Genomic DNA, 13,899 nt, shown 5'->3' on the forward strand with positions numbered 1-13,899 from the left:
ACCAAACTGAATATGATGACCAAACAGAATAGTCTTCGCTATTTGCTGATGCTTTTTTTACTGCCGCTTGCGCAGCATGCCTTTTCGTTTGCCCCGGGAATGCCCGTGGAGCTCCAGTGTGAGCACCTCATACGCCCAATTGGGATAGATGCACCGAACCCCCGTTTTTCCTGGAAAATGAATGACCCGCGCCAGGGTGCCAGGCAACTGGCCTACCGGATCGTTGTAGGAAGGGATTCTGCAGGGCTTGTCTCCGGGAAGGAAACCGTCTGGGCGTCGGGAAAATTAGCGTCAGCAAGCAACCTGGTCAGTTACCAGGGCAAAGCGCTTGAGGCCTTTACCAAATATTACTGGCTGGTGGAAACCTGGGACAAAGATGGAAAGGCCGCTTCCGCGACCTCCAGTTTTGAAATGGGTATGCTGAAGTCCGCCAACTGGAAAGGCACCTGGATCAGTGACAGCCAGGACCCCAATACGAAACCCGCTCCTTATTTCAGAAAGGTCTTTGCCGCGGAAAAGAAGATCGCTTCTGCAAGGGCTTATGTGGCCTGCGGGGGCTTGTACGAATTGTACCTCAATGGCCGTAAGGTCGGTAACCACCGGCTGGACCCCATGTATACGCGTTTCGACAGGCGTACGCTGTACGTTACCTACGATGTAACCAGTCAGCTGCAAACCGGTAAAAATGCCGTAGGTGTGTTGCTGGGCAATGGCTGGTATAACCACCAGTCTACCGCAGTATGGGATTTTCACAAGGCACCCTGGAGGAACAGGCCAACTTTTTGCCTGGACATCAGGATCACTTATGCCGATGGCTCTACCGAAACTGTCAGTTCGGGAAGGGACTGGAAGACAGCCCTGAGCCCGGTTATTTTCAACAGCATTTATACGGCCGAACATTATGATGCCCGTCAGGAACAGCTTGGCTGGAACATCGTCAATTTCGACGACAGCAAATGGCGCGGGGTGATCCCCAGAAGTGCGCCTTCGGATAACATCGTGGCGCAGGCGCTGCACCCGGTAAGGAACGTAGAGACCGTACCTGCCAGGAGCATGAACAAGATCAACGACACGGCCTATGTATTTGACCTGGGCCGGAACATTTCCGGCGTAAGCCAGATCCGGGTCAGCGGAAAGGCAGGGACGGTCATCAGGCTTAAACATACGGAACGGCTTTATGCGAATGGCCGGGTGGATATGTCAAATATCGACCAGCATTACCGCCCAACGGATGACAAGGACCCTTTCCAGACCGACATCTTTATCCTGAGCGGTAACGGCGAAGAAAGCTTCATGCCGCATTTCAATTACAAGGGCTTCCAGTATATAGAAGTAACTGCTGACCAGCCTGTGCAACTGAGCCAGCAGAGCATTACCGGGTACTTCATGCACAGCGATGTGCCTGTACTCGGCAAAGTAAGTTCGGCTAACCCGACAATTGACAAGATCTGGTTTGCCGCAAACAACTCTTACCTTTCCAATTTCTTCGGTTATCCGACGGATTGCCCGCAAAGGGAAAAGAATGGCTGGACCGGCGATGCCCATATCGCGGTTGAAACCGGGCTGTACAATTTTGACGGCATCACTGTTTACGAAAAGTGGCTCGCCGATCACCGCGATGAACAACAGCCTAATGGAGTTTTGCCTTCTATTATCCCTACAGACGGCTGGGGTTACGAATGGGGCAACGGCCCGGACTGGACCAGTACCATTGCCATTATCCCCTGGAACATCTACAAATATTATGGCGACAGCAAGATACTGGCCGATAACTACAGCAATATGAAACGCTATGTAGACCACATTACCGACATTGCACCTTCGGGGCTTACCGAATGGGGACTGGGTGACTGGGTACCGGTAAGCACCAAGCCGCCCGTAGAATTCACTTCCTCGGTATATTACTTCGTAGATGCCACAATACTCGCGAAGACAGCGAAACTGCTCAACAAGCCTGAGGATGCACAACAATACGCCGCACTTGCGGACAAGATCAAAGCAGCCTTTAATCAGAAATACCTCAATACCGGCACTTCAAGCTACGGAACCGGCCTGCAAACCGAGCTGAGCATGCCGCTTTACTGGGGTCTTGTACCTGAAGACCAGAAAGCCAAAATAGCGGCAAATCTGGCTAAGAAAGTACAGGAGGCCAATAACCATATCGATGTCGGCCTGCTGGGTACCAAGGCCATATTGAATGCACTGAGTGAGAACGGTTATGCGGACCTGGCCTATAAGGTTGCCGCGCAGGAGACCTATCCTTCATGGGGATGGTGGATCGTCAACGGGGCAACTACATTGTACGAAAACTGGAGGATAGATGCCAAGAATGACATCTCGCTGAACCACATTATGTTCGGTGAAGTCGGCGCCTGGCTCTACAAGGGACTGGGGGGTATTTTTACAGATGAACAGCAGCCGGGTTTCAGGAATGTGATCCTGCGCCCGAACTTCGTTACAGGGCTTGATCATTTCGAGGCCAGCCACGAGGGCCCTTACGGCAAGATCGTCTCCTCCTGGAAAAAGAACGGCAACGCGGTGACTTATGAAGTGACGGTTCCGCCTAATTCTACGGCAACGGTATATTTTCCGCTGAATGGCCGGCAAAAGGCCTATGCAGGCGGTAAGGTTGCGGGAGAAAAGACCCAGCTTCAGGCGGGTAAATATGCGTTTGAGATCAGGTAAAAGATAAATCACTAACTTTAAGAGATGAAGTCGCCCGGTTTCTTTGACCTGATCCACGTAGATGAGTATTCGGCCACACCGAAATACATGCAGCTCTCCAACGCGATCATTAAAGCGGTAGAGGAAGGCAAGCTGAAAAAGGAGAGCCTGCTGCCTTCTATCAATGAGCTCAGCTATATGCTGGAGATCTCGCGCGATACTGCTGAAAAAGGGTACAAATACCTAAAGAACATCGGGGTCATCAACTCCGTACCCGGCAAGGGTTATTACATCACCAATATCGACTTCAAACGCAAGCTGAAGGTATTTCTGCTGTTCAATAAGCTAAGTGCCCACAAAAAGATCGTGTACGACGCCTTTATTTCCGCACTGGGAGATGACGTGTCTGTAGATTTCTATGTCTACAACAATGATTTCCGGTTGTTTAAGCGTTTCATTACCAACCGGCACGAAGACTACTCCCATTATGTGATTGTACCGCATTTTATCGAAGGGGAGGAATATGCCCGGGAAGTGATCAATACCATACCCAAAGAAAAGCTGATCCTGCTGGACAAGAAGATACCGGGGATAGAAGGCGATTATGCGGCAGCGTACGAAAACTTCGAGAAGAACATTTATGATGCCCTCGAACAGGCAAGGGCGCAACTGGGCAAATACCATACGCTGAAGATCATTTTCCCTAAGCGCAGTTATTTTCCGAAAGAAATACTGGACGGTTTCCGTCGCTTCTGCCAGCAATATGCCTTTTCCCACAAGCAGGTGAGCAATATTGCCGAAGAACCCATCGGTCCGGGCGAAGTTTTCATCAGTTTGATGGAAGACGACCTGGTGGTGCTGGTCGAACGGATCATTGAAATGAAGCTGAAAGTAGGCCGAGACGTCGGGGTCATCTCTTACAATGAGACCCCTTTAAAGAAGATCATCCTCAATGGCATTACGACCATTTCCACGGATTTTCGCTTTATGGGCACCGTTGCCGCAAACCTGATACTGGACAACTCCAGGCGGCATGTGGAAGTACCGTTTTACTATACCAGAAGGGCCTCGATCTGAGGCTTTTCTTTTTTCTGTCTCCGGCATGATGGTGCATGACGGTTTTACAAATTCATACACTTACATTAGTATCCGTAACCAAATATAACTATATCGCTATGCAGGTAATACTGGGTGTTATTTTTCATTTTATCGGTGGCTTTGCCTCCGGAAGCTTTTACATTCCCTATAAAAAGGTAAGGGGATGGGCATGGGAAACGTACTGGATCGTGGGGGGCTTGTTCTCCTGGCTGATCGTCCCTCCTGTTGCCGCTTATCTGACCATTCCCGGCTTTGCAGATATCATTGCCGCGACCAGCGGAAAGATCCTGCTACTGACCTATTTCTTTGGCGCCCTATGGGGGATCGGCGGCCTTACCTATGGTCTTGGCGTGCGTTATCTGGGCGTATCCCTGGGCAGTTCGATCATTCTGGGCCTCTGCTCGGTATTTGGCGCACTGATCCCCTCAGTATATTATAATTTTAACCCGACCCCCGGAAAGGACAGTTTCAGTGACCTGCTGGGCAGCCAGTGGGGCAACATGGTGCTGATCGGGCTGCTGGTCTGTGTGATCGGGATCATTATCTGCGGCAAGGCGGGAGGGATGAAGGAAAAGGACCTGGTTGCCTCAGGCAAGGCAGACCCTTCCAACAACGAATATAAAATCGGGCTGGGACTCACCGTATCCATTGTTTCGGGTATCCTGAGTGCCTGTTTTGCCTTTGGTATCGATGCCGGAAAGGAAATGGCCAACCAGGCCAATGAGATCTGGAAAGCCGCAAATCCGGGACAGGGCGAGTTCCTGTTCCAGAACAACGTCACCTATATCATTATCCTTTGGGGCGGGCTCACTACGAACCTGGTCTGGTGCATGATCCTGAATGCCCGCAACAAAACTTTTGGCGATTATACCAATAAACAAACACCGCTGCTCAAGAACTATATCTTCTCCGCGCTTGCCGGCACCACCTGGTTCCTGCAGTTCTTTTTCTACGGAATGGGAGAGAGCAAGCTGGGCAACGGGGCTAGTTCCTGGATATTGCACATGGCCTTCATTATCCTGATCGCCAATACCTGGGGACTGGTACTGGGCGAATGGAAAGGCGTACGGAAGCATACTTTCGGCACTGTTATGGCCGGTATTGCCGTCATTATTCTGTCCGTAGTCATTGTAGGCTATGGAAACTCACTGAAGTAAACAAGAAATCTATTAATATCTATTTTTTATGACTGCTAGAACAACTGATTTTAAACACGTAAGCTATTTGTGGGACGAGGCGAAAGCTGCAGAGCTGGCGGGTGACGAGGTAGCACTGTTAATCTACCGTTCAAATCTACTGGGTGCCGACCTCAGGCTGACCAATTACGGGGGTGGCAACACCTCTTGCAAGGCCATGGCCAAAGATCCGCTGACCGGCGAAGAGACCGAGGTCATGTGGGTCAAAGGTTCGGGGGGCGACCTCGGGACGCTGAAGAAAAGTGGCCTTGCCGCACTGTACGTTGACCGTCTGCGCAGCCTCAAAAACATCTACCGGGGCCTGGCCCATGAAGATGAAATGGTGGAGCTGTTTAATCACTGTATCTACGACCTGCAGTCTAAGGCGCCTTCTATTGATACTCCTTTACATGGCTTCCTGCCTTTCAGGCATATCGACCACCTTCACCCGGATGCAGCAATCGCCATTGCGGCCGCGAAAGATGGCGAGCAGATCACCAAAGAATTGTTTGGTGGAACCATTGGCTGGGTGCCGTGGCAGAAGCCGGGCTTTGAGCTCGGCCTGATGCTCCGCAAATGCCTGGATGAAAATCCGGGTATCCGTGGCATTATGCTGGGATCGCACGGACTGTTCACCTGGGGAGATACCGCTTACGAAAGCTACATCAATACACTGGAGGTTATTGAGACCTGTGCCCGTTACCTGGAAGAAAACTATGGGAAGAAAGGCCCGGTATTCGGCGGCCAGCGCATTGCTCCGGCCGAACCGGAACTACGCCAGAAACAAGCGGCTGCCATTGCACCGGTGCTGCGCGGCTTCTGTTCCAGCGAAAGACACATGGTTGGCCATTTTACCGATGATACCCGCGTACTTGAGTTCATCAATTCCAATGACCTTGACAAGCTTGCGCCACTTGGCACCAGCTGCCCGGACCACTTCCTGCGTACGAAGATCAGCCCGCTGGTACTTGACCTGGGAACTGGTGAAGACCTGAGCGATGTCGAAGCGCTGAAAGTACGCCTGGCCCCGGAATTTGAGGCCTACCGGAAAATGTATACCGACTATTACGAGACTTGTAAGCACGACAACAGCCCTGCCATCAGGGATGCAAACCCCGTCATTATCTTATACCCCGGCATCGGTATGTTCTCTTTTGCCAAGGACAAACAGACTGCGCGGGTGGCTGCCGAGTTTTATACCAATGCGATCAACGTCATGAAAGGCGCCGAGGCGATATCTGAATATACTTCTTTACCGAGACAGGAGGCCTTCAATATCGAATACTGGTTGCTGGAAGAAGCCAAGCTTCAGCGCATGCCGAAGCCAAAACCACTCACCGGCAAGATCGCTTTGGTAACCGGTAGCGCAGGAGGCATCGGTAAGGCGATCGCTAAGAAATTTGTAGAGGAAGGTGCCGTGGTGGTACTCAACGACATGAACGCAGAACGCCTGGAAGGTGCGGGGGAAGAGTTCAAAAGCAAATATGGCCGTGACAGCTTCGCTACTGCCCAGCTGGACGTCACCAGTGCAGCACAGATCGGTGCGGCATTCGATGCTGCGGCCCTGGCTTTTGGCGGGGTAGATATCGTGGTCAACAACGCCGGTCTGTCTATCTCCAAGACCATAGCGGACCATACTGAAAAGGACTGGGACCTGCTGTATGACGTACTGGTAAAAGGCCAGTTCCTGGTTACCCAGGCTGCAGTTGCAGTCATGAAGAAGCAGGGAACCGGCGGGGATATCCTGAACATTGTGAGTAAGAACGCGCTGGTCAGCGGGCCGAACAATGCCGGCTATGGCAGTGCGAAGGCCGCACAACTGCACCTGGGCAGGCTCAATGCCGCGGAACTGGGCGCAGACCATATCCGCGTCAATACCGTGAACCCGGATGCGGTGATCTCTGACAGCAACATCTGGGCCGGCGGCTGGGCAGAAGGCCGTGCCAAAGCATATGGCATTACCGTAGCCGAATTGCCTGCTTACTATGCAAAGCGTACCTTGCTGAATGAAGTGATCCTGCCTGAAGATATTGCCAATGCCTGCTTTGCTTTTACCGGGGGCTTGCTGAACAAATCAACAGGGAATGTACTCAATGTGGACGGTGGCGTAGCTACAGCATTTGTCCGTTAAACCTTACTATTATGAAGCTGGAAAAATATCAGATTGAATCGCACAACAGCGAACTGCTGGCCAGACACCAGAACAGGCTGGCCTTTGTCAAATCGGAAGTGGCAGATGCCGAAGGCATCATTAAGAAACTGGCCGACTTCCAGATTGCCATACCAAGCTGGGCCCTGGGCACCGGCGGCACCCGTTTCGGGCGCTTCTCCTCAGGAGGCGAGCCCCGGAACATCGAAGAGAAAATAGAAGACATCGGCCTGCTGCACCAGCTGAACGCTTCCAGCGGGGCCGTATCGCTGCACATTCCGTGGGATACCGTAGCAGACACCTCCGGGATCAAGACACTGGCTGCACAATACGGGCTGAAGTTTGATGCCATGAATTCCAATACCTTCCAGGACCAGCCCGGTCAGGCCCTGAGCTATAAATTCGGCTCCCTGCAGCACGTAGACAAAGCAGTGCGCAAACAGGCGGTAGACCATAACATCGAGGTCATCCGCCAGGGTATCGAACTGGGCTCCAAATCGCTTACGGTATGGCTTTCCGATGGCTCCTGCTTTCCCGGGCAGCTCAACTTCAGGAAGGCTTTCCAGAACACCCTCGATGGCCTGAAGGAAATCTATGCGGCCCTGCCTGCCGACTGGAAGATCTTTGTAGAATACAAGGCCTTTGAGCCCAATTTCTACTCGACGACCGTAGGCGACTGGGGACAGTCATTCCTTTATGCCTCAAAACTGGGTCCGAAGGCTTATACGCTGGTCGATCTTGGCCATCACCTGCCCAATGCCAACATTGAGCAGATCGTGGCCCTGCTGCTGTTGGAAGAAAAACTGGGCGGGTTCCACTTCAACGATTCCAAATATGGCGATGACGACCTGACCGCGGGCAGCATCAAACCTTATCAGCTGTTCCTGATCTTCAACGAACTTGTGGAAGGTATGGATGCACGGGGAATGGACCATGCCCAGGACCTGGGCTGGATGATCGATGCCTCCCACAACGTGAAAGACCCGCTGGAAGACCTGCTGCAATCGGTAGAAGCGATCATGCTGGCTTATGCCCAGGCACTTTCCGTAGACCGTAAGGCGCTTCAGGAGGCTCAGGCTGCCAATGATGTGGCCCGTTCGCAGGAAATCCTGCAGCAGGCTTTTCGTACCGACCTGCGGGCCCTGGTTGCAGAGGCACGCCTGCGTTCCGGCGCGGCACTTGCACCCCTGGAAGCGTTCCGCCAGTTTAAGGCCAGGGAAGAACTGGTCAGACACAGAGGATCTAAAACAGTAGCGACCGGATTATAGCCTATGGCAACAGCAAGGAAAACGCCGGTTATCGCCGTCTTTGATGTCGGCAAGACCAATAAGAAACTGTTCTTGTTTGACGAACGTTATCAGATCGTATTTGAGCGTTCTGCGAGGTTCACCGAAGCCACAGATGAGGACGGAGACCCCTGCGAGAACCTGGAGAGCCTGAGGCTTTCCGTATTCGATTCCCTGAGGGAAGTCTTCAGAAACCCGGCGTTTGAGATCAGGGCCATCAATTTTGCCACTTATGGTGCCAGTTTCGTGTACATCGATAAAGATGGCACGCCTATAGCGCCACTGTACAATTACCTGAAGGCCTATCCAGAAGCACTTAAAACACAATTCTACAGTACCTACGGAGGGGAGGAGGTGTTTTCCAAGCAGACCGCTTCTCCCGTACTGGGAAGCCTCAATTCAGGCATGCAGCTTTACCGGATCAAATATGAAAAGCCGGAGCTGTATGCCCGGATGAAATATGCATTGCACCTGCCGCAATACCTGAGTTACCTCATTTCCGGACAGGCCTGCTCAGACATTACCAGTATCGGCTGTCATACCAACCTGTGGGATTTTGAAAAGCAGGACTATCATGATTGGGTATATGCGGAGGGCATTGCCGAAAAGCTGGCCCCGCTGCTGCCCTCAGACCGTGTGCTCCCTGCTGCTTTTCCGGGTAACAATTACCCCGTCGGCACGGGTCTCCATGACAGCTCTGCCGCACTGGTACCTTACCTGGTGAGCTTTAACGAGCCTTTTATCCTGTTGTCTACCGGAACCTGGTGCATCAGCCTGAACCCTTTCAACTCAGCGCCACTTACACGTGAAGAATTGGAATGCGACTGCCTTAGCTATCTGCAATATGAAGGTAAACCGGTAAAGGCTTCCCGCCTCTTTGCGGGGTACGAGCATGAACAGCAGGTGAAGCGGATCGCGGCACATTTTGGTACCGACGTGATCAGTTACCGCCACGCGGCATTTGATCCTTCCCTGATCGAGGCGCTGGAACAACTCCGGCCACAACAGGAAAATACGGGAGGCCCGGACCAGGGGCTTTCCCGGTTCGCTTCCCGTGACTTAAGTCTTTACGGTACAGATCTGCTGGCCTATCACCAGCTCATCCTGGACCTGGTCAATGCGCAATACTACGCTACAGGCCTCGTGCTGAAAGATACTGCTGTTAAGCGGATCTTTGTAGACGGGGGCTTCAGTAAGAATGCCATCTTCATGAATCTGCTGGCCAGGGTGTTTCCGGAACTGGAAGTGTTTGCGGCACACATGGCACAGGCTACCGCAGTAGGTGCTGCACTCGCCATTCACAAGGCCTGGAACACCCAGCCACTACCCAATGATATCGTGGAACTTAAATTTTATGCAGCCGCACGTGAAGTGCGCTGAGCTGCTTTTTTGTATTTGGATAGGTTGATCAGCAGCACGCTGCCCAAGATGATAACCAATCCACCGATCTGAATACCACTGATCTGCTCATTGCCGAAAAATACGGCCAGCAAGACAGCGACCACCGGGTTCACATAGGCATAAGTGCTTACCTGCGTGGCCGGGCGGACCTGTAACAGCCAGACATACGCGCTGAAGGCCAGGATAGAGCCGAAAAAGACCAGATAGCCCAGGGCATACCATGCATCTGCGGGGACATTACTGAAACGAAAGCCAGCGGTTTCTCCTGATATTAAGGTAGCAGGCAGAAAGAGCAGGCCGGCAAACAGCATCTGCCAGCCGGTCGTGACCGATGCATTGGTATTTTCTCCCGGATGATACTTGGAATAAAGGGAACCGGCTGCCCAGCTGACCGGGCCCAGCGCCAGAAGGATCATCCCCAATATCGTACGTGGGTCGCTGTTTACGCTGAAACCTGAAAGCTGTTCCCAGAAAAGCAGGATCACGCCCAGGAAACCGATGACCAGGCCTGCGACCGTGAACTTGTTGCTGAAATTTTCCTTCCAGAGTTTCTTGTCCAGTATCACAAACCAGATGGCAGCGGAAGACACCATAATCGCGACCAGCCCGCTGGTCATGAACTGTTCTACCCAGATCACCGTCCCGTTGCCGATCCCCAGCATCAGTATGCCAGAAACTGCATTTGCTGACAAGTTTTTCCGGTTAAACAGGGGCATGCCATTGACTGCACACCAGCTTAACATCAGCAGTCCGCCCGCGATGAACCGGAATGCGCCCAGAAAGAAGGGTGGAAAGCCATGCAGTGCCCTGGCGATGAAGAAATAAGTGGAGCCCCAGACCGTATAGACCGTAAGGAAGGCCAGGACAACCAGGAGGAGAGAAGGAGTTTTGAAAGAGGGCATGATCTTTTGGTTAAACAGGCTCCGCAAAGAGAATATTTATTCAAGAAAAATCATGCCCCTAAAGAAATAAATAACAATTCTATTACTATTTGGCACTGCCGCTATACGCCAGCTTTACATCCGGAGATTTTGCATAATCTGCCCACAGCTCATCTACGGTTTTTCCGGTGAATTTAGCCCAGGACTGTTCTGTATAAGTATGTTGTCTCAGCTGATCATCCAGTGCGGCGATTAGTCCTGGCTTTACGTTCTGTTCCAGCCATTCGAAAAAACGTGCCGTAATGCGGTAACTGTTTTTATAACTCTGTTTTTCATTGAACTCGGGTAATGCCCATTTAGAGCCGATGTTGTCTACACCATACCGGTATCTTACCCAGTCGGCAATGCCCTCGGTAAGCCATACCGGCCCCGACCCGTAGCCATAGCCCTGCACGATATGCATCGTTTCATGGGTTACCACATCAATATCCGTATTGTGGGCCTTCATGTATTTGGCACTGAACAGGATACGGTTACCGCTCGCTTCAGCAACCCCGCCGTAGGCCGTATCGATCACGAACAGCACCTCTTTAGTAGATTTCTTATTGAATGTCTTTACCAGTTTGGGGTAAACTTTAAAATAAGTATCGATCAGGTTTTGCTTCAGCTGCGGATCCAGGCCGGGGTCTTTACTGATAAATACCAGCTGATATCCCTTTTTCTTTACGGTGTCTGCAGACAACCAGTTCTTGGAGAACTGGTACATCATCTCTTTTTCCAGTCTTTTACGATTGTCCTTCAGCCATTTGCTGCTGATGATGATCTCTCCCGCTTTGGCGCTGATCGAGCCTTCATAATTGTCTGAGATCTCCAGTTTGGCCTGTCTGACCGTACGGTAGCCATCCGCTTGTGCAAAAGCCGGATAAACTTTGAAAAATACCTCATTCAGCTCCTTTTTTGTCGCCGAATCCAGAGGAGCAGCCGAGCTGTTGACAATATTGACTTCATAATTTCGCGGACCGCGTCTGCCCGTACGCTGGTTGCCGTCGCGGCCGTTAGCTGAAGGTTTGTCATTTTGACTAAAAGCCGATACGCCGGATAACAGCAGCAGTACCGAAAAAGAAAACTTTCTGAACATATTCCTGGTTTTACAGCAAATTTATTGCATATTCCCCATTTTGCTTGTAACATACCTAATACAAGAATGCTTTATGCTTTGGAAGATTGGAAAACAGATGGGAACTTTGCAGGAACCACTTATATAAGTTTATGTTTCGCTGTCGCCGCCAGGATTTTTTGTTTCTTTTCTTGCTTTTCTTTACATCAGCTTACCTGACCAGGGCCTATGGCCAGATTTCTCCTGCAGACTACAGCAATATCGGCAAGTATATCCATTATTATGAAGACAAAAGTGCAGTACTTGATTTCGAACAGGCCAGTTCACCGGCTTTTGCAAAACGATACCAGCCAGGAAGGCAGGAAATACTCAACTTCGGCAATTCTAAATCTGCCATATGGATCAGGTTCCGGTTCCGTTATCAAGGTAAGCAGCCGCTATATGTGGTACTGGATGCACCCAACATCGAAACCATCGATGGCTATTTTCCAATGCCGGATGGTGGCTTCAAGCGGGTGCAGTCGGGCAGTCTAGTCAGGAATACGGAAGGTGTACAAGTAGAGAACAGGTATGTTTTTGACCTGCCTGTTTTACCGGAAGGCCAGCTGGCTACGGTTTATATGCGGCTGAAGACCAACAATATTATGCTGGTGCCCGTCAAACTGGCCTCGGCAGATACGATCCTGAACCACAAACCCTACAAAACCAGGATCGAATATGCTTATATGGGTGTACTTGTCGCTTTGCTCCTGTTCAACCTTTTCCTGTATACCAGCCTGAAAGACAAGACCTATCTTTATTATACGCTCTACGTCCTTACCCTGTCGCTTTACCTCTTGGTCTATATACGTGGTTACGGCTTTCTTTTTGGCGATGACATCAGGATATACATGAGCAAGCATCCGCACCTGTTCCTCAGTCTTTCGGTAGTTACCTCACTGGCCTTTTGCAGGCGCTTTCTGAGCCTGGACAAGACAGTACCTTCTATGCTGAAGCTGTATTATGCACTCGGCATGTGCGGGGTGGTCTTGTTTTTCACCAGCCTGCTGGGTTTTAAGAGCATTTCCACGTCCATTGCCCAGGTACTGACCATATCGGTCTCGCTGACCGCCTGGATATCGGGGGTCATTGCCTATCGCCGGGGCCATCGCCCGGCCAAGTACTATGTCGTGGCCTGGTCTTTCATCTGGGTAAGTGTCGCCATTGTGACTGCGAGCCTGGCCGGGATCATAGCGACCAATGAATTTACCATGCAACTGGTCCCTGTTGCCTCCACCGCGGAGCTCCTGATGCTGTCCTTCGCCCTGGGCGACCGGTATAAGATCATTATCCAGTCTGAACAACGCGCGCGCGAAGAAAACCTGCAGCTCATCCAGTCACAAAACCTCGTGCTGGAGCAGAAGGTAACTGAGCGTACCCGTCAGCTGAACCAACTGTTCTCTATTATCGCGCATGACCTGCGCAGCCCGCTCAACAGTTTAATGAGCATTCTGGAACTGAACAGAATGGACGCACTGGACGGTGAGGAACTGAGTGCCTTGCTGGAACAGAACAAGGACAATATCGGAAAGATCAACAATACCCTGAACAACCTGTTGCACTGGGCCAGACAGCGTATGGAAGGCCAGGTTTCGGAACCCGTAAACTTTAACCTGAAAGAAGTGATCGACGAACTGATGCCTGCTTACCTGCCCCTGGCCCAAAAGAAGAACATCAGCCTGAGCTATAATATCGCGGCGATGCTGCGGGTATATGCGGACAAAGATGAGATCAATCTGGTCATACGCAACCTGATCGATAATGCGATCAAGTTCACACCCAGGGGCGGCAATATTTTGATAGAGATGAAACTCAAATCCGGTATCGCAGAGATCGGTATTGAAAATACGGTAAGCGCCGATACCAGCTTCGGACATGTCCTGAGTTCCGGCAACCGGATAGGGAAGGTAACTTCAGGAACGGATAATGAAGGCGGTGTGGGACTCGGGCTCCAGCTTTGCCGCGATTACCTGGCCGGTAATCAAAGTGAACTGGGCTTCAGTTTTGAGAACGGTCGTGTCAGGTTCTTTTTTACACTGCCTTTGGCAAAAATAGCCGGAGGTTCATGACAATATATACTTTAAATACA

General features: G+C 51.3%; 9 protein-coding genes. 7 read left to right on the forward strand and 2 right to left on the reverse strand.

What is annotated here, in order from left to right:
* Positions 1-15: 15 nt before the first annotated feature.
* The 6 genes from P2W84_RS05560 (at position 16) to P2W84_RS05585 (ending at position 9,752) form a co-directional block, all read left to right on the forward strand.
* A complete protein-coding gene (locus P2W84_RS05560; protein WP_276089127.1) occupies positions 16-2,685 on the forward strand; it encodes a glycoside hydrolase family 78 protein in 2,670 nt (889 codons plus the stop codon).
* A 24-nt stretch (positions 2,686-2,709) separates the two neighbouring features.
* On the forward strand, positions 2,710-3,741 hold the full coding sequence (locus P2W84_RS05565) for a substrate-binding domain-containing protein (protein WP_276089128.1): 1,032 nt from the start codon (positions 2,710-2,712) through the stop codon (positions 3,739-3,741).
* Positions 3,742-3,839: 98 nt separating this feature from the next.
* A complete protein-coding gene (gene rhaT / locus P2W84_RS05570) occupies positions 3,840-4,919 on the forward strand; it encodes an L-rhamnose/proton symporter RhaT (protein WP_276089129.1) in 1,080 nt (359 codons plus the stop codon).
* A gap of 28 nt (positions 4,920-4,947) precedes the next feature.
* Positions 4,948-7,068 (forward strand): bifunctional aldolase/short-chain dehydrogenase, encoded by a 2,121-nt coding sequence (locus P2W84_RS05575; RefSeq protein ID WP_276089130.1) that lies wholly within the window; start codon positions 4,948-4,950, stop codon positions 7,066-7,068.
* A gap of 11 nt (positions 7,069-7,079) precedes the next feature.
* Positions 7,080-8,354: a TIM barrel protein gene (locus P2W84_RS05580; protein ID WP_276089131.1), complete on the forward strand. Its 1,275-nt coding sequence runs from the start codon at positions 7,080-7,082 to the stop codon at positions 8,352-8,354.
* A gap of 3 nt (positions 8,355-8,357) precedes the next feature.
* Positions 8,358-9,752 (forward strand): FGGY family carbohydrate kinase, encoded by a 1,395-nt coding sequence (locus P2W84_RS05585; RefSeq protein ID WP_276089132.1) that lies wholly within the window; start codon positions 8,358-8,360, stop codon positions 9,750-9,752.
* Here the strand turns inward: P2W84_RS05585 and P2W84_RS05590 are convergent.
* Together P2W84_RS05590 and P2W84_RS05595 are read right to left on the reverse strand one after the other, a co-directional pair.
* The gene (locus P2W84_RS05590; RefSeq protein WP_276089133.1) at positions 9,725-10,675 is read right to left on the reverse strand and encodes an EamA family transporter; all 951 of its coding nucleotides are present in this window, start codon (positions 10,673-10,675) and stop codon (positions 9,725-9,727) included. The genes P2W84_RS05585 and P2W84_RS05590 overlap by 28 nt on opposite strands.
* Before the next feature lie 85 nt (positions 10,676-10,760).
* Positions 10,761-11,792: a basic secretory protein-like protein gene (locus P2W84_RS05595; protein WP_276089134.1), complete on the reverse strand. Its 1,032-nt coding sequence runs from the start codon at positions 11,790-11,792 to the stop codon at positions 10,761-10,763.
* Positions 11,793-11,923: 131 nt separating this feature from the next.
* Between P2W84_RS05595 and P2W84_RS05600 the strand changes: the two genes are divergently transcribed.
* Positions 11,924-13,879, forward strand: coding sequence for a sensor histidine kinase (locus P2W84_RS05600; protein WP_276089135.1), 1,956 nt, complete (start codon positions 11,924-11,926; stop codon positions 13,877-13,879).
* Positions 13,880-13,899: the final 20 nt, after the last annotated feature.

Origin of the sequence: Pedobacter sp. JY14-1 (genome assembly GCF_029269825.1) — a bacterium.
GTDB lineage: Bacteria > Bacteroidota > Bacteroidia > Sphingobacteriales > Sphingobacteriaceae > Pedobacter.

What these genes read in the sequence shown, in the direction of transcription:
- P2W84_RS05560 (WP_276089127.1), top strand. Translation starts at nt 16, where the DNA reads ATGACCAAACAGAATAGTCTTCGCTATTTGCTGATGCTTTTTTTACTG.
- P2W84_RS05565 (WP_276089128.1), top strand. Translation starts at nt 2,710, where the DNA reads ATGAAGTCGCCCGGTTTCTTTGACCTGATCCACGTAGATGAGTATTCG.
- rhaT (WP_276089129.1), top strand. Translation starts at nt 3,840, where the DNA reads ATGCAGGTAATACTGGGTGTTATTTTTCATTTTATCGGTGGCTTTGCC.
- P2W84_RS05575 (WP_276089130.1), top strand. Translation starts at nt 4,948, where the DNA reads ATGACTGCTAGAACAACTGATTTTAAACACGTAAGCTATTTGTGGGAC.
- P2W84_RS05580 (WP_276089131.1), top strand. Translation starts at nt 7,080, where the DNA reads ATGAAGCTGGAAAAATATCAGATTGAATCGCACAACAGCGAACTGCTG.
- P2W84_RS05585 (WP_276089132.1), top strand. Translation starts at nt 8,358, where the DNA reads ATGGCAACAGCAAGGAAAACGCCGGTTATCGCCGTCTTTGATGTCGGC.
- P2W84_RS05590 (WP_276089133.1), bottom strand. Translation starts at nt 10,675, where the DNA reads ATGCCCTCTTTCAAAACTCCTTCTCTCCTCCTGGTTGTCCTGGCCTTC.
- P2W84_RS05595 (WP_276089134.1), bottom strand. Translation starts at nt 11,792, where the DNA reads ATGTTCAGAAAGTTTTCTTTTTCGGTACTGCTGCTGTTATCCGGCGTA.
- P2W84_RS05600 (WP_276089135.1), top strand. Translation starts at nt 11,924, where the DNA reads ATGTTTCGCTGTCGCCGCCAGGATTTTTTGTTTCTTTTCTTGCTTTTC.